This is a genomic window from Flavobacterium sp. CF108, from assembly GCF_900129795.1.
GTDB lineage: Bacteria > Bacteroidota > Bacteroidia > Flavobacteriales > Flavobacteriaceae > Flavobacterium.
Window position 1 is genome coordinate 80,989 of the sequence record NZ_FQWW01000010.1, and the last position, 17,732, is coordinate 98,720.

Consider the following 17,732-nt stretch of genomic DNA (forward strand, 5'->3'; position numbering starts at 1 on the left):
ATGAAAAATATCAAAAAATGACGAAACAAATATGGTTAAATCTGCCTGTGAAAAGCGTGGCAAAAGCAAAAGATTTTTTCTGGAAAATAGGCTTCTCTTTTAATGAGCAGCACGATACGCCAAGTTCAACCTGCATGGTTGTGGGTGAATCACATTTTGTAGTAATGCTGTTTGAAGAATCACTTTTTGAAGGTTTTTCGCAAAACAACATTACCGATACAAAAGCAAGTTCTGAAATTTTGATTTCGATCGATGCCGAAAGTAAAGAAGAAGTTGATGAACTGGCTCAAAAAGTTCAGGATGCGGGAGGAACTATTTTTTCTCCTCCAGCCGAAAGTCAGGGATGGATGTACGGTTTTGGTTTTGCTGATGTAGACGGACATCGCTGGAATGTTTTATTTATGGATTTTACTAAACTATCTTAATTATGGAAACGTTAGAATTTAAAATAAGAATTAAAGCCCCGGCTCAAAAGATTTGGGATGTTTTATGGAATGATGAAACCTATAGAAAATGGACAAGTGTTTTTTGCGAAGGATCTCATACCATAAGTACTTGGAACGAAGGTGATAAAATACATTTTATGACACCAAGCGGAGAAGGAATGTATAGTATAATTGAAACAAAAACTCCAAACGAATATATGGCTTTTAAGCATATAGGCGAAATAAAAGATTTTAAAGAACTGCCTCTCGATGAAGAAACAAAAAAATGGAGCGGCGCAATGGAAACCTACAGATTAATTCCAGATGATGAATTTACAGATTTGATTGCTCGTAACGATTCGGTCGAAAAATACGTCGATTATTTTAAAGACGTTTTTCCTAGAGGTCTGGAAGTGGTAAAAGAACTTTCAGAAGAAGGGAAATAGAAGAAAGATTATAGAGTAAAGAAAATAGAAACAAACAAACAAAAAACAAAATATCATGACAACAGTAAATCCTTATTTAGTTTTTAATGGAAATTGCGAAGAGGCATTTCTACATTACAAATCCGTATTTGGTGGAGAATTTCCATATATCGGAAAATTTAAAGACATGCCTGCCGCTGAAGATGGAGGCTGTACTGAAGTTTCAGAAAAAGATGCCAACCGCATCATGCACGTTTCACTGCCAATTGGAAATACCATTTTAATGGGAAGTGACAGCAGCGAACAATCAGGCGATGTGAAATTTGGAGGAAATTTTTCTGTTTCGGTTAATGTGGAAAGTACAGAAGAAGCAGACCGAATCTTCAACGGACTTTCAGAAGGCGGAAACGTTTTTATGCCGATGGATAAAACATTTTGGGGCGCTTATTTTGGAATGTTCACCGATAAATTTGGCATCAACTGGATGGTAAATTTTGACCAAAATCCACAATAATTTTTTTTTAGCCACTAATTCACGAATTTTTTTAAACAGTATATTTTTATATAATTCGTGAATTAGTGGCTAAAAAAACAAATTCACTTGTTACGTTATTTCAATAGTAACATATTATTGTTAAATTACTCAGGAAAGCGCATGAATATGCGCTTTTTCTTTGCAAAAAAAACAATGATTATTCTTTTTTATCACCAAGAGATTGCCGATTTTTGTCGCTTCAAAATCAATTTAGATAAAATGGCAATAGAAGATAAAGAGATTATTTTATTAAAAGTTTCAGGACACGATAAAATAGGGGTGACAGCAGGTTTAACAGCTGTATTGGCGGGATATGATGCTAATATTTTAGATATTGGCCAGGCCGACATTCATGATACATTATCTTTAGGTATTTTATTCGAAATCGAAGCGGGTTCATCTTCAGGGCCAGTTTTAAAAGATTTGCTGTTTAAAGCTTATGAATTAGAAATTAAGGTAAAGTTTATTCCAATCTCTATCGAAGATTATGAGAAATGGGTAAAATCTCAATCTAAGCAGCGTTACATCATCAATATTTTAGGCGAAAAACTAGCAGCGTCACAATTAGCAGCGGTTACTAAAATAATGTCAGACCAAAATTTAAATATCGATTCTATTATACGTTTAACAGGGAGAACTTCGATTGTAGAAAAAGAAGAATATCCTCGCTCATGTATTCAGTTATCTGTAACAGGCGAAATTGTAAATAAAATTGTTATGACAGCAAGTTTTATGGAGATTTCAAGAACCTTAGACGTTGATATTTCTTTTCAGGAAGATAATATTTACAGAAGAAACCGTCGTTTGGTTTGCTTCGATATGGATTCTACTTTAATCCAAACCGAAGTTATCGACGAATTGGCAGAACTAAACGGAGTAGGACCGCAGGTAAGAGCCATTACAGAATCGGCGATGAATGGTGAAATTGATTTCAACGAAAGCTTCAAACAGCGTATGGCTTTGCTTGAAGGTTTGAGCGAAGACGTTTTACAAAATGTTGCCAAGAATTTACCAATTACACAAGGTGCGCATCGTTTAATGAAAGCCTTAAAATATTACGGATATAAAACCGCAATTCTTTCTGGAGGATTTACCTATTTTGGAGATTATCTTCAAAAAGAACTGGGCATAGATTATGTTCACGCCAATCAATTAGAAATTAAAGACGGTAAACTAACCGGAAAATATCTAGGCGATATCGTAGACGGACAAAAGAAAGCAGAATACCTAAAAGCAATTGCCGAAAAAGAAGGAATTCACATCAATCAAACTATTGCAGTTGGCGACGGTGCAAACGATTTGCCAATGCTAAACTTAGCAGGTCTAGGAATCGCTTTCCACGCAAAACCAAAAGTAAAAGAAAGTGCATCAACCTCAATTTCAAGTTTAGGACTTGATGGTGTTTTATATCTTCTAGGATATCACGACAGATATATTGATATGATGTAATACTATTGTCACCCTGAGCGAAGTCGAAGGCTTTTATGTTGAAAAGAGCTTCGACTTCGCTCAGCCTGACAAAATGAGAAAAAATCTGTGTAAATCTGCGTTTTCGCAAAGCGAATCCGTGTAAGCTGCGTGCTTTTACACTTCGTCTATAGTGACAATATTGGGAAAACCTTAGAATCTTAATAATGGCATGTCCCTCTGGGTCGGGCTTTCCGTTCCAATCTTTTTGTTTTTAATGAAAAAACAAAAAGGATTTCCACTTCTATCCCTCATGCAACTCAGCGGAAGAAACATTTTTAAAGAGAAAATAAATTAAAAGGATACGAGATCAATTGCCTCCAGCTTTAGCTGGAGGAATAATAATTGATAAGATTAAGGCTTTAGCCAAATTATTTGCAACGTAGAATTCGGCTAAAGCCTAGTATTATTATATTATAAACCCCTAGCTAAAGCTAGGGGCTATTGAAAATTTGTATAGAATCTATATTGAAATTCGTTCTAATCCGTGTTTTCACAAAGTGAATCCGCGTCATCTGCGTGCCAATTTTTTAAAATCTACATCTCCTTCAACTGTTCCAAATAATCTCTTTGATTAGAAAGTCTCGGAATCTTATGCTGTCCGCCCAGTTTATCTCTTTCTTTCAGCCAATCATAAAACAAATTCTCGCGCGCCACATTAATCACCAAAGGATTCAATGTCATATTGTTGTAGCGTTTCGCTTCGTAATCAGAATTTAAAGTCTGTAAAGTTTCGTCCAGAACTTTTTGGAAAAGACCAACGTCGGCAGGTTTTTGTTTGAATTCAATCATCCATTCGTGAGCACCTTTTTCTTTGTCCTGCATAAAAATAGGAGCAACGGTATAATCAATCACTTCGGTTTGAGTAATTTGGCAAGCTTTGGCAATGGCCTGATCTGTGTTTTCAACCATTAATTCTTCACCAAAAACATTAATATGATGTTTAGTTCTTCCCGTAACTCTAATTCTATACGGATTTAACGAAGTAAAACGAACCGTATCACCAATTAAATAACGCCATAAACCAGAGTTTGTAGTAATGACAATTGCGTAGTTTTTATTCAATTCAACATCGGCTAAACGAATCACTTTTTGATCTGAAGCTCCAAAAGTTTCCATCGGAATAAATTCATAGAAAATTCCGTAATCCAGCATCAGCAATAAATCACTTGAATTATTTAAATCCTGAATCGCAAAAAAACCTTCAGATGCATTATAGATTTCGTAGTATTTAAAATCTTTACTTGGTAAAATTTTCTTGTATTGTTCTTTATAAGGAGAAAAACTCACGCCGCCGTGAAAATAAACTTCAAGGTTTGGCCAAAGTTCTAATAAACTTTGTTTGCCCGTATTTTCCAGTACTTTATTCATCAAAACCAGCATCCATGAAGGAACTCCGGCAAAACTCGTTACATTTTCATTTTTGGTTTCATTAATAATTGCAGCGATTTTAGTTTCCCATTCGCTCATTAACGAAGTTTTACTGCTTGGCGTACTGCTGAATTCGGCCCAAATAGGCATATTTTCAATCAAAATTGCCGATAAATCACCAAAAAAAGTATTGTTGTTTTCGTAAATCTGAGAACTTCCGCCCAAGCGTAAACTCTTACCCAAAAACAATTCAGAATCTTCATTATTATTTAAATACAAACAAAGTAAATCCTTGCTTCCTTTATAATGACAATCTTCAAGAGCTTCATTACTTACGGGAATAAATTTACTTTTAGCATTTGTAGTGCCGCTTGATTTTGCAAACCATTTAATAGGCGATTCCCAAAAAACACCCTGCTCGCCCTGACGCGTACGCTCAATCAAAGGCTGTAATTCTTCATAACTCGCAATCGGAACTCTTTCAGTAAAAGTCTGATAAGAATTTATCGATTCAAAATCATATTTTTTCCCAACAACCGTATTTTCAGATGCCAATAATAAATTATGCAAAAGCTCTTCCTGAACTTCATTTGGGTATTTTAAAAAAAGTTCGATTTGATGTATCCTTTGTTTAAGGACCCAGGAAGCGAAAGAATTTATTATTGATAAAGGCATGAGTGGTTTTTAGGTTTTAGATTGCTGATTTTAAATTTAAGCTTTACGATTCATATAAATCGAAACTTAAAATTTGAATATCAAGCAGCAAATATTAACTTTGTCATTGTATCAAAAATAGTGTTTTTTGTAATAAAAACCACTACTTGTAAACTAAAGATTAACTCAAAAAAAAGAGCAATCTAAAATTTAATATCTAAAATCTACAATTAAATCCTAATGACATATCAAGGCGTACTTACAAAAATGCAGACTGAATTTGGTAACCCAATTCAATATTATTTAGTTTTCGAAGATAGTTTCCTGAATGTTAATCAATTATTAGATAAAGAAATTGAAATTAGTTTTGCAGGTTTTCAATGTTTAAATTGTCAAAAGAAGAAAAAGATCTTTAGACAAGGTTTTTGTTATGACTGTTTCTACTCAAGTCCGGCTGTAGGCGACTGGATTATGAGACCTGAATTGAGTACTGCACATTTAGGAATTGCAGACCGTGATTTAGAATACGAACAAAAGGCACAATTGCAGCCACATGTTGTTTATTTAGCTTTATCGAGCGAAATAAAAGTGGGAGTAACTCGTAAAAGCCAGGTCCCAACACGCTGGATCGATCAGGGAGCGACGCAGGCCATTGCAATTGTTGAGGTTCCTAACCGTTATTTGGCGGGAATTACTGAGGTAGCGTTAAAAGATCATTATGCAGATAAAACAAACTGGCGAAAAATGCTGCAGTATACAACAGAATCCTGCGACTTGGTTTTTGAAAAGTCAAAAGTAGAGAACTTAATTCCGGCAGAAGTTAAGGAATACTTTTTCAGCCAGAAAAATGATTTATACGAATTAAATTATCCGGTTTTAAATTATCCGGCAAAAGTGGCGAGTTTGAATTTAGATAAAACGCCAATTTTTCAGGGAAAACTTGTAGGAATCAAAGGCCAGTATTTAATTTTTGAAAATGGGACAGTATTTAATATCCGTGGTTCAGAAGGTTATGTCGTAAATATCAACGTCTAGTATTTTCTATTCTCTGTCGATTCTTAACGACAAATGGTCTATTCTTTGTCATTTGTTTTGTTAATTGTTGTAATTTTATTTCATTGGAAGGCACAAAAATGTGAATAATTATTGATTTTATTACAATTTTGTAATAATTGCTTATTATTAGAATTTATTTTTGAGCAAAAAAAGAGGCTAAATTTGGAAACATTTAAAAAAGTGTGTTTTAAATAATTTAGGCTTTATTTTTTAGCTAAAATGTTTTTGTTGTTCCCCAAAATAATCTCGAAATAAATACCACAATGAGTAGCTTAAAAAAAGTTAGCATTAACAAAGTCAGGCGTAACCTAATGCGTATTTTAACCAAGAATATTGGTAATGCGAACATTAGTAAAGGCGGAACGATTGATAAAAGCAAAATTAAGAAAGTACTAATCTGCAGACCCAACGGCAGACTCGGAAATATGCTTTTAGTTACACCACTTATTCAGGAAGTCTCTGCTGTATTTCCGGGTGTAAAAATCGATTTGTTTGTAAAAGGAACTCTGGCTCCAATTGTTTTTGAAAAGTATGATAATGTCGATAAAATAATCGATCTCCCTAAAAAACCTTTCAAAGATTTAGTCAAATATTTTAAAGTCTGGACTTTAATAAAAAAACAGAATTACGATCTTGTAATTAATGTTGATCAAAATTCTTCTTCGGGCAGATTAGCCGTTCAATTCTCAAGTGCAAAATATAAATTTTTTGGAGACCTTCCTGAAAACGTGCAGTCCAATTATGAAGATCATGAACATATTGCAAAATATCCTGTTTATAATTTAAGATATTTTCTAAGCCAATTGGGTATAGAAGATAAAAAAGAACCAGTTCCGCTTCTTGATTTAAAATTAACTCAGGAAGAAATATCAAAAGGAAAAGAAATTCTCCACAATATTGTTGACGAGCAGAAAAGAACAATCGCAATTTTTACGTTTGCAACAGGAGAAAAATGTTATTGCGTTTCGTGGTGGGAAGAGTTCTATACAGCTTTAAAAAAGGAATATCCGGATTATAATTATAATATCTTCGAAGTTTTGCCTGTTGAAAATGTATCTCAAATTGATTTTCAGGCGCCTTCATTCTACAGCAAGGATATTCGCGAAATAGGATCTGTATTAGCAAATGTAGATGTTTTTATTGGTGCAGACAGTGGAATTATGCATTTGTCAAGTGCTTCAAAAGCGCCAACTGTTGGTTTATTTTCAATTTCAATTCTAAAAAAATATCAGCCATACGGAAATAACAGCGTAGGAATTGATACCAATCAATTAGCGATTCCGGATTATATTAATGCCATAAATAAGATATTGAATAAATAAATTCAAATCAGATTGCTATAAAAAGAAACTGCTCCCGAAATTACTTTCGAGAGCAGTTTTTTATTTTGACTAAAACTTATTTCTTCTTTTTGAAAAGCCCGTTGATTAAGTCCGTTGCTTTTTTAGTAGTTTCCTGAGTTTTTTGTTCTTTCTCCGTTTTTGCAGCCTGTGTTGTATCTTTTGCTTTTGTGTTTTTATTAAGTAAATCAGTCAAAGCAGAAGCGCCTTTTTGAGTCAGTTTTTCTTTTTGCTGATTTGCCACTTGCGATGCTAAACTAGTAACAGCACTTTTCATATCCGTAGTAACTTTTGGATTTGAAAAGTTTCCTCCAATAACAGCATTGATTGGAATGTTTTCCAGTTTCGCAGCATCTGCCGGAGACAATTTAGAAAGAAAAGCATTTGCTTCGCTTCCTAAATATTTAGCAGGAACATCAAATTTTAAATTGTAATTCATCGTTTGGTCAAAACCGTGCGTTCCGCCAACCGTTACTTTAATATCCTGATATTTAATATCGAAAGGTTTTACGTTTACTTTTCCGTTTTCAAAAGTCAAGGCAGCTTTAATATCATTCAAATTCACTTTATTCATATCAAGGAATTTAATGTTTGAAGTTAAAGAATTTAATACCGTAGAATTTTTAGCATTTATAGTTGTAGAAAGTAATTGGCCAATTAAATCTCCAGAAATAGATTTTAAATCAGGAGTTAATTTCTTATCATCTAAATTTCCGTTTAATTTAATAGTCGAATTCAATTTACCATTGATAATTCCGGCAATTGGTGCAATTTTTTTCATCATGTCTAACTGCGTAAAAGTCTGCGCAATATCAACCTGATTGAAACCTAAATTCACATCAAACGTTGGCACTTTTGCTTTTGTCGAAACTGATCCTGTCAAACCAATTGTTCCTCCAAAAATTGACGTTTTAAAGTTTTCTAAAAGTGCTTTTTCATCTTTGATAATCAATTTTCCAGAAACATCTTTTAGTTTTAAATTGTCATATAAAACAGTCGTAGCTTTTGCATTCAAAGTACAGTTTAAGAACGCTGGAATTTTCATTGCTTCAGCTGGTTTAGCAGGCGTTTTTTCTTCTGTTTTTGCAGGTTCTCCAGAAGTCATAAAATCATCAACAGCCAGTTGATTTGAACTCATGTTGAAGTTTCCTTTAAGTTCTTGTTTCTTAAACATAAAACCGTAGAAATTTTCTAAAACTCCGTTTATAGCAATATCACTTTTTCCGGTTGTAGCATTAAACTGTTTCAAGTTGATTGTGCTTGGATTAAATTCAACCAAAGCCGTGCTGATATTCATTGATTTATTGTTTTCATCAGTATATTTAAATCCTGATAAACTCATAGTTCCGGCATTCTTAATGTTTTGATATTGGCTTTTCTCTACAGATGCCATATCAAAATTTGTAGTAACATCAGCTTTTAAAATACCTGCAAGCGGTTTATCCATTTTAATTGGATATGCTTTTGAAAGATTAGCTAAATTGATAGTTCCTTTTAAAGCCGCATTTACAAGCGGATTAACGGTAATGTTTCTAACATTTGCTTTAGCGCTAAAAACATCCTGATCGATTCTGAAAGACAGTTTATCTAAGTTTACATAAGTATCGTTTAAAATTCCGGTTTCGTTGATAATTTTAGTATCAATTACAATATTCTGAACTGATTTTGGTAAGTTCGGATATTGAAACGAAGCATTGTTTGAAGCAATGGCAATGTTAAATGCAGGAACTGTTGTGTCTGTTAATTTTCCTTTTGCAAAACCAACAACAGTAAAATCTCCGGTTGTTTTTACACCATCAAGACTTGATGCATAAGCAGAAGGAATTAATCCTAAGAAATTGGTAAACGACGAAGTTGGCGTTTTAAATTTCAAGTCATAAATCTGACCTTCTTTAACCATTTGAATAAATCCGTCAAATTCTAACGGCAATTGGTTAATTAAAGCTTTATTTTCTTTAAAAGTGTATTTACTTTGTTCTAAATCAATTCCTAAAACAGCATCTAAAGTCAATTTTATATTTTTCATATAATTAACTTTATCCATATCTAAAGATACGTTTGCTGTAGTTTTTGTATTTAAATCTAGTTTTGAATTGGTAAAATCCCCAGTTCCTTCGTGATTTAAACTATCAATAACCATTTTAATTTTTGAACCCTGATCGATATATCTAAAGGTAAAGTTCTCGATTTTATAGTTTTGAATTTTTAAAGAAAGCGGACTGCTTTTTTCATCTGTTTTCTCTTCTTTTTTGTCTTTTAAAGCAATATCAAAATTCCCAACGCCATCTTTATTGAAGATAATGTTGATTAAACCGTTTTCAGATGTAATTCCCTGAATGTTTAAAGGTTCGTCTTTTCCTTTAAAAAGCTCTTTAATACTCATTTTAAGATTTAATTCTCCTAATGATACCAAAGTATCTCCTTCAAAAGGCGCTTTGTTGATAATCACCAATTTTTCGATTCCTACTGCAGCATTCGGGAAATTCTTAAACAAGCTTAAATCAGCATCGGCAAAGCTGACTTTTGCATCAACACTTTCGTTGATGGCTTCGGCAATTTTTGCTTTGATCTGGTCTTTAAAGAAATACGGAATGGCAAATAGGGCGGCCACAAAAACCACTAGAACAATGGCAGTTACTTTTAAAATTTTCTTTAACATATTTATAGATTTGAGGTTTATTTTTGAAAATTGACTCTTGCAAAAATAGTTTTTTTATTCAAGTACGGCGATAAAATTTTCTTAATAACGTAAGAAAATTATGTTAGTATTAAATAAAAAAAATCCGCTTGATACTTTTCAAACGGATTTTGCTTTTTTATTATTGTAATTATTTTTTAATAAAGGAAACAATTTTATGAACCAGGGTTTCAGAAATGGGAAGAGTTTCATTATTATAACTTTCGATATTCGCCTTTTGGTCACCGTCGATTATTTTCATGATATGGTTCATTTTATCTACAATTACCAATTCTGAATTCGGTTTAGCCTTCGATAAGTTTTCAGCATCTTTAACCGAAATTTGTAAATCATTATTTCCCTGAATGATTAAAACAGGAATCGTCAGTTTTTTAATTTCTGCCTGCGGATCGTATTTAAACCACGAAATCAAATACGGCTGAATACTTGCCCTGAAAAGCGAATTTAAAAGCGGATCGACTTTGTTTACTTTATTGCCAGCTTTTAAACTATCAATAATAGGAAACGTCATATCTTCTATCTGCTTGTTTGATTTAGAAGCAATTTGCGTCTTTATCAATTTATCGGCAGATTCTCCGGCTCCGGCAATCGAAACAAATTTATTAGCTTTTGCACTCGCAATCATTCCTATTAAAGAACCTTCGCTGTGACCAATAACTGTTAGTTGTGTAAAACGTTTGTCTTGTTTCAAATAGTTAATCCAGCTTTTTACATCTTCGGTATAATTTTCAAAAACCAAGCTAGATTCTGCTACTGCCGATTTTTTGCTTTCGCCAATGCCGCGTTTATCAAAACGTAAAGAGGCAATTCCGTTTTTGGCTAATTCTTCAGCCAGCATTTTCAGGGAATTGTTTTTCATCATCGAATTATTTCCGTCTCGGTCTGTTGGGCCAGAACCAGCAATAATCAACGCAACCGGACATTTTTTTACTCCGTCGGGAACGGTAAGCGTACCAAAAATCTGATCATTATTGATTTTTAAAATTGCGGGTGTTTCTTTAAAAGTATCTTGTTTCGGGCTTTGTGCATTTACGTATGTTAGAAACAAAACGGTTAAAAACAGAATTATGTTTTTCATCTTTAAGTGGAATTATTTAATGTTTATTCCGAAAGGCATCATGGCCTGAACTCCTTTTTGTCTCTGAAACCTTTTTACCTGCTCAATAAGCATATAGTTTTCTTCCCCAATTTCTTCTTTTATAAAAGCTTCTTTAGATTGAGCAAAAGGTAAATTAGCCATTAAATCGCCAAATGTTTTTTCGTATTCAGGATAGTTTTGCGTGCCGTAATCTTTGATTTTAGCAATTTTTGCAGCTTCTGCAATGGCATCGTTCAAACCTCCAATTTTGTCAACTAATCCAATTTTTACGGCTTCAGATCCAGACCAAACTCTTCCTTGTGCAATAGAATCTACTTGTGCAAAAGTCATTTTTCTTCCTTCGGCAACATGCGTTACAAAAGTTTTGTAAATCTGTTCAACGCCTTCAAGTGTAAAGGCTTTGAATTTTTCATCAACTGGCACAAACGGACTGTAATTTGCTGAGTTTTCGTGTGTTTTTACCTGTTCGGTATTAATTCCTAATTTGTTGGCAAGCGGAGTAAAGTTTGGTAATACTCCAAAAACCCCGATAGAACCTGTAATGGTGTTGCTTTCTGCAAAAATTTTATTGGCATTACAAGCAATATAATAACCTCCGGAAGCGGCATAATTTCCCATTGAAACAATTACCGGTTTTACTTTTTTAGTTACTTCAATTTCTCTCCAGATTAAATCAGAAGTCAGTGCGCTTCCGCCTGGGCTGTCAATTCTTAAAACGATCGCTTTTACATCTTCATTTTTTCTGGCTTCCTGCAGCGAACGACGCATTGAACCTTCGCCAATAACATTTACGTCGCCTTCGCCGCCGGCAATTTCGCCTTGAGCGTAAATAATCGCAATTTGATCATTAGCAACATTGGTTAATGCTGTTGTTACATTATTTTGAGTATAATCTAAAATTGAGATTTTATTATAATCTTCATCGTCTTTAACTTTCAACGCTTTCTTAATGGCATTGTGATAAACATCTTCATAAGCTACAATATCAACTAAATGCTGTGTTTTTGCCATTTGTGGAGTTCTGGCTAATAATCCGTTTGCAATTTCATTTAATTTATCAACCGGAATATTTCGGCTTTTTGAGATATCGCTGCAAACTGTTGACCAAATCGAATTTAAAAGTGCTGTAACTTGTTCTCTGTTGGCATCGCTCATTTTGTTTTCTAAAAATGGCTCAACGGCACTTTTGTATTTTCCGTGACGAATCACTTCCATGTGAATTCCTGATTTTTCCTGAAAATCTTTAAAGAACATCACTTCTGACGAAAGTCCTTTAAAATCTAAATCTCCAGCCGGATTCAAATACACAACGTTGGCAACAGAATTTAAATAATATTCTTTCTGTGAATATGTATTGGCGTAAGCCCAGACAAATTTCCCTGATTTTTTGAAATTTTCAAGTGCGTTTCTCAAATCTTTGTATTGCGCAAGCCCTAAAGAAGACTCATCGTTTAAGATCGAAATTCCTTTAATATTATCGTCTGTTTCTGCCGCTTCAATTGCATTGATAACATCTGTTAAACCAACACTTTTTTTATCTGAAAAAACAGTTACCCACGGATCTTTATATTTTCCGGCATAATCATTATTGATCTGCTTTAAATCTAATTCGATAACTGAATCATTTTTAACCGAAACTTTGTCTTCTCCGCCAAAAATGGCCCCAATTAGGATCACTCCAAAAAAGAAGAGCATAATGAATACAAAAATACCAATAACTGTGGCAATTACATTTCCTAAAAACTTCATAAGTATATTTTTTTTAATAAGTAGCGATAAAGGGCTATTTGTTACAAATTTCGCACATAAATTTTAATCGGTTTCAATGTGCCGTTTCACAAATATATTGGTTAATTCTAAAATAGTTTTAGTTAATTTGCATTAATTATGAAATCACAGCACCAAGTCGTTTTATCTATAGGCAGCAACCAGGGAAACAGGTTAGAAAACATTGAAAGCTGTATCGCTTTAATACATCAGGAAGTGGGAACTGTAATTAGGGTTTCTAAGCTTTATGAAACGCCTGCCTGGGGTTTTGAGAGTGATGCATTTTATAATTGCGCGTTACTTTTACACACTACTTCATCGGCACAAAAAATATTAAATCAGGTTTTAAAAGTCGAAAAACAGTTAGGAAGAATCAGATTAAATCAGGAAGGATACCAATCCCGAATTATTGATGTTGATGTAATTGTTTTTGATGATGAAATTATTGAGACCGAAAAACTTCATATTCCGCATCTTTTAATGCAAAATCGAAATTTTGTTTTATTGCCCATGCAGGATTTAAAGTTAAACTGGAAACATCCTGTTTTGCAGAAATCTATTTCAGAATTAATTGCCATTTCTCCAGATGACAGCGTTTGTACTGTTGTTCAGGATTTGAAATGTCCGCTGAGTGAAATTCTGTTAGAGAAATATAATTATATTGCTTTTGAAGGAAATATTGGTGCTGGAAAAACTACTTTGGTTCACAAATTTGCAGACGATTTTAATGCCAAAACGGTTTTAGAACGTTTTGCAGATAATCCGTTTCTGCCTAAGTTTTACAAAGATCAAAACCGATATGCTTTTCCGCTTGAAATGTCTTTTTTGGCCGATCGTTATCAGCAATTATCTGATGATTTGGCACAGTTTGATTTATTTAAAGATTCTATCGTAGCCGATTATCATATTTTTAAATCGTTGATTTTTGCTAAAATTACGCTTCAGGAAGATGAATATCGTTTGTACCGAAATTTATTCGACATCATTTACAAAGAAATGCCAAAACCGGATTTGTATATTTATTTGTATCAAAATACAGAACGTCTTCTTCAAAACATAAAAAAACGCGGACGTACTTACGAACAAAACATTCAGGCTGATTATTTAGATAAAATCAACAACGGTTATTTGGAATATATTAAATCGCAAACCGATTTGAATGTTTTAATTATCGACGTTTCTGATCGTGATTTTGTGAAAAAACAGGAAGATTATCTTTTTGTTTTAAGTGAAATTCAGAAAAAGCTGAATTAATTAGATAATTAGGGAATGTGTCAATTAGATAATTTTATTTAAGATGTTTTTTAATTATCTCATTTTCTAATTGACACATTCTCTAATTAAGAAATTATCTCATTAATGAAAAGTGTCCTCGTAAAATAGGTTTTGTATTGTCTATTTTTAAAGCATACCAATAATCTGATGATGGAAGCGGTGTTCTCTCAAAAGTTCCGTCCCAACTCATATTTGAAGCGTTTAGCTGTGCTATGAGTTTGCCGTAACGGTCAAAAATAGTGACTTCTGCCTGTGGATAATTTTCCATTCCGGTTACTTCCCATAAATCATTATGAGTATCACCATTTGGAGTGAAAAATGCTGGAAAAACAAGAACAACAAAGTTTTGCGTATCTCCGCCGCAGCCGCTTTTCTCGCGAACATACGCCGTTTGCAATCCGCCCGGAACATCATAAAAAACATTCGAATCCTGAAAGTTAACACCATCTACAGAAAACTCAAAATACGGAGCCTGCTTTTTAATGTAAATTACAACTCTTGTTCCGCTTACATCAATTCGGTCTATTTCTGGAACCGGACGCTCTTCAACTATTATTGTTTTTGTACTTGGGCAACCTTCCGGACTTGTTACAATTACAGTATAAGTACCGCCTTTTGAAACGGGTGTTGTTTGTGTTGAATCTCCATTTGACCATGCATAACCCATTCCCGAAACTCCCGCATCTAGTATTATAGTTTGAGATTGACATAACGGAAAGCTTTCGTCATGAACAACGGGTGGCGTGTAAATTTCAATATTTACAGGCGTACGAGTTGGGTTAATACAGCTGGAATTTGAAGCCTCTGCATAATAGGTTGTATTTGCTGAAATTATTGGTGTTGTGAAACTGCTTCCGTTAAAAACACTTGTTCCTCCAACTGAGGTTGTAAACCAATTAATAGTTCCAATATTTGAAGCAGCAGAAATAGTTACAGATCCTGGCCCGCAGTTTGAATAAGAAGGCTGACCCGCAACAGGAGTTGTTGGAGTCATGTTTACCGTAGCCGTAACCGATTTTCTGTTTGATTCACAGCCGGCATCTACATAATAAGTTGTTGTTGTATTTATTGTTGGAGTAGTATACGTGTTTCCTGTTCCTAATAAATTTCCTCCCACAGCGGCATCATACCAGCTAATTGTTGCTCCGGCAGTTGCTGTCGCAGTAAAAGTAAAACTTCCTGAATCACAAACCGGATTTGGATTTGCTGAAGGTGTTGCAACCGGAATTGTAATTTTAGTACTTGCCGCAATTTCAAGCGGAGCTTCTCCCGGCATTCCGCCATATTCGACAACATAACCTTTTGGCTGATAAGGGTCGCCGGACGTTAACGATCCGGTATTAGAAAGATCGTTCCACGAACCTCTAATTCCAATTCCGGGCTGTGTAATATGAGCATAATCTTCTTCGCCTAAATTATTCGGTTCTCCAGAGTTCCAGAAAGTATAATTCATTATGGTTCCTGTTTCAGGGCCGGTAACCCATTTCCATAAGCCTTCGGTTTCAGCATCGCTTCCGCCAATCCATCCGGTTCCTGAGGCTTGTTCACCAATTAATTGGGCTTCATCTGCAGATAAAATGGTAGCTAAATATCCTTTAAGTCCGTAATATGTACTTGCTTCTGCAGCGGCTTTGGCACTTGTCCATGTAATACCAATACTTGGAACAAATAAATAAAAGTGCTGTGTTGAAGGTAAATAATTGGCATTACCAATTGTTATTGAAAAAGTTCTTGTTCCAGAAGCTGAAGCAGAAGAATTTGAGTAAACAACATCTTTTACAGCGTCAACTAAGTCAGAATATAAAACATTTGCACCTGTTGGGCTTGTTATGCTTAATTTTCCTGCTGTTGCATCCCAGCTTGTTGTTACATTAGGGTGTGCTGCCGGATTTGAAAGCGCAAGCTGATCTAAACCGCTTGAATAACCAGATGAAATTTGAATATAAACACCTTCAGTTGCTGTTTCTGCAGGATCGTGCGTAATGGTAAAACTTGTTACAATTTTTATTGTATTTTGTGGGCAGTATAATTGATCTCCGGTAGCTTTAACAATAGGGGCGGTTGTTGCTGCAGGTTTATTACAATTATTAGAAAAATTAGCTGTCGCATCTTTGAACGATAACCAGTTTGCATTAGAATAAACGGCATTATCTACTTCTATGCACTTTAAATTAGGGTTGGAAGTAGCATCTACAACAAGCATAAAATTATTAATTCCGTTTTTTAAGTTTAATGTTGTCAGATCGTTGTTGGCACATTGAAATGAATTTAAACTTTTATTTGCAGATATATCTAAACTGGTTAATTTGTTATTGCTGCACGAAAACATATTTATGTTTAGATTTTTTGAAATATCTAAGCTAGTCAATTGATTATTATAGCAAACAAACAAGTTTAAATTTACATTATTAGAAGTGTCTAAATTTGTTATTTGATTATTGGTACAATAAAATGTTTTTAAGGCTGCATTTTTAGAAATATCTAAGTTTTGTAATTGGTTGTAACTACAACCCAAATTTTCTAAAGCCAGATTTTTAGAAATATCTAAAACGGTTAAATTATTTTGATTACAACTGAAATCTTTTAAATTGTAATTCATTGAAACATCCAGACTTGTTAGGTGATTTTCATGACAGTCTAAATAGGTTAATTTTGTGTTTTTAGAAATATCTAATGCCGTTAAATTATTGTTATTGCATATCAAAGTTTCTAAGTTCGAAAAATCCTCAATACCAGATAAACTAGAAACATTTTCGAACCGAATTTCTAAACTTTTAATGCTATTTATATTTGCTGTTAAAACCTGACCATCAATAGCGCCATTGTCAATTCCCAAGGTAATGAGTACTCTTTCGAAATTAGCATCTGGAATAGATGTATATTGTGCAAATCCTGCAAAAGGAAATAGCAATAAAAAGAATAAACGTAGTGGTTTTAGGAAATTGATAGTTTTCATTTTATAAAAGTATCAATTTCTTAATAATAAAAAAATATATTTATATTTCTAACATTTAAAAGCTTAAACTAATTTAAAAATCACATTTTTTTGGTAAAAATATTCTTTAATTGTTAGTTCGGCCAGTTTAATTTTTGAAATAAATCCCAAACTACAATTCCGGCACTTACAGAAATGTTTAAAGAATGTTTTGTTCCTAACTGCGGAATTTCAATACAGCCGTCGCAAATAGCAACTGCTTCCTGAGATACACCATAAACTTCATTTCCAAAAACTAAAGCATATTTTTGGTTTTTCTCCACCTTAAAATCCTGAAGAAAAATGGCGCTTTCAACCTGCTCAATGGCAAGCGTCAACACATTTTCTTTTTTCAGGTTTTCGATCACTTCCAATACATTTTCGTGATGTTCCCACGCAACAGTTTCTGTAGCGCCAAGAGCAGTTTTATGAATTTCTTTATTGGGAGGAGTTGCTGTAATACCGCAAAGAATTATTTTTTCGATTAAAAAAGCATCGGCAGTTCTAAAAACAGACCCAATATTGTGCAAACTGCGAATATCATCCAAAACCAATATTAAAGGAGTTTTGTCTGATTTTTTAAAATCTTCGATTGATTTTCTGTCTAATTCGCTATTTTCGAGTTTTCTCATTGGTTTAAATTCAG

13 protein-coding genes are annotated in these 17,732 nt (G+C 33.8%); 7 read left to right on the top strand and 6 right to left on the bottom strand.

The window, feature by feature from the left end; translation table 11 throughout:
• The first annotated feature begins 17 nt into the window (after positions 1-17).
• The 4 genes from BUE10_RS22055 (at position 18) to serB (ending at position 2,834) form a co-directional block, all read left to right on the top strand.
• A complete protein-coding gene (locus tag BUE10_RS22055) occupies positions 18-425 on the top strand; it encodes a VOC family protein (protein WP_073489184.1) in 408 nt (135 codons plus the stop codon).
• 2 nt (positions 426-427) lie between these two features.
• Positions 428-871 (top strand): SRPBCC family protein, encoded by a 444-nt coding sequence (locus tag BUE10_RS22060; protein WP_073489075.1) that lies wholly within the window; start codon positions 428-430, stop codon positions 869-871.
• Between the two features lie 55 nt (positions 872-926).
• The gene (locus BUE10_RS22065; RefSeq protein ID WP_073489077.1) at positions 927-1,364 is read left to right on the top strand and encodes a VOC family protein; all 438 of its coding nucleotides are present in this window, start codon (positions 927-929) and stop codon (positions 1,362-1,364) included.
• Between the two features lie 240 nt (positions 1,365-1,604).
• Positions 1,605-2,834: a phosphoserine phosphatase SerB gene (gene serB / locus BUE10_RS22070; protein ID WP_073489185.1), complete on the top strand. Its 1,230-nt coding sequence runs from the start codon at positions 1,605-1,607 to the stop codon at positions 2,832-2,834.
• 555 nt (positions 2,835-3,389) lie between these two features.
• Here serB and BUE10_RS22075 read toward each other — a convergent pair.
• On the bottom strand, positions 3,390-4,898 hold the full coding sequence (locus BUE10_RS22075; RefSeq protein WP_073489079.1) for a GH3 auxin-responsive promoter family protein: 1,509 nt from the start codon (positions 4,896-4,898) through the stop codon (positions 3,390-3,392).
• 219 nt (positions 4,899-5,117) lie between these two features.
• Here BUE10_RS22075 and BUE10_RS22080 point away from each other — a divergent pair, with 219 nt between their 5' ends.
• Both BUE10_RS22080 and BUE10_RS22085 read left to right on the top strand, forming a co-directional pair.
• The gene (locus BUE10_RS22080) at positions 5,118-5,912 is read left to right on the top strand and encodes a DUF2797 domain-containing protein (RefSeq protein ID WP_073489081.1); all 795 of its coding nucleotides are present in this window, start codon (positions 5,118-5,120) and stop codon (positions 5,910-5,912) included.
• 284 nt (positions 5,913-6,196) lie between these two features.
• The gene (locus BUE10_RS22085) at positions 6,197-7,255 is read left to right on the top strand and encodes a glycosyltransferase family 9 protein (RefSeq protein ID WP_073489083.1); all 1,059 of its coding nucleotides are present in this window, start codon (positions 6,197-6,199) and stop codon (positions 7,253-7,255) included.
• 76 nt (positions 7,256-7,331) lie between these two features.
• Here BUE10_RS22085 and BUE10_RS22090 read toward each other — a convergent pair whose 3' ends face one another.
• The 3 genes from BUE10_RS22090 to sppA all read right to left on the bottom strand — a co-directional run bounded on the left by BUE10_RS22090 (position 7,332) and on the right by sppA (position 12,819).
• Positions 7,332-9,932, bottom strand: coding sequence for an AsmA-like C-terminal region-containing protein (locus BUE10_RS22090; protein ID WP_073489085.1), 2,601 nt, complete (start codon positions 9,930-9,932; stop codon positions 7,332-7,334).
• 169 nt (positions 9,933-10,101) lie between these two features.
• Entirely contained in the window at positions 10,102-11,049 is a 948-nt protein-coding gene (locus BUE10_RS22095; protein ID WP_073489087.1) for an alpha/beta hydrolase, read from the bottom strand.
• Between the two features lie 12 nt (positions 11,050-11,061).
• Positions 11,062-12,819 carry a signal peptide peptidase SppA gene (gene sppA / locus BUE10_RS22100; RefSeq protein ID WP_073489089.1) on the bottom strand — a complete coding sequence of 586 codons (1,758 nt, stop codon included), beginning with the start codon at positions 12,817-12,819 and terminating at the stop codon, positions 11,062-11,064.
• A 138-nt stretch (positions 12,820-12,957) separates the two neighbouring features.
• Between sppA and folK the strand changes: the two genes are divergently transcribed.
• Positions 12,958-14,091 carry a 2-amino-4-hydroxy-6-hydroxymethyldihydropteridine diphosphokinase gene (folK, locus tag BUE10_RS22105; protein WP_073489091.1) on the top strand — a complete coding sequence of 378 codons (1,134 nt, stop codon included), beginning with the start codon at positions 12,958-12,960 and terminating at the stop codon, positions 14,089-14,091.
• A 94-nt stretch (positions 14,092-14,185) separates the two neighbouring features.
• Here folK and BUE10_RS22110 read toward each other — a convergent pair whose 3' ends face one another.
• Both BUE10_RS22110 and BUE10_RS22115 read right to left on the bottom strand, forming a co-directional pair.
• Complete coding sequence (locus BUE10_RS22110; RefSeq protein ID WP_234984791.1) at positions 14,186-17,068, bottom strand: Ig-like domain-containing protein; 2,883 nt, start codon at positions 17,066-17,068, stop codon at positions 14,186-14,188.
• A 113-nt stretch (positions 17,069-17,181) separates the two neighbouring features.
• A complete protein-coding gene (locus BUE10_RS22115; protein ID WP_053471599.1) occupies positions 17,182-17,718 on the bottom strand; it encodes an RNA methyltransferase in 537 nt (178 codons plus the stop codon).
• Between the last annotated feature and the right edge of the window lie 14 nt (positions 17,719-17,732).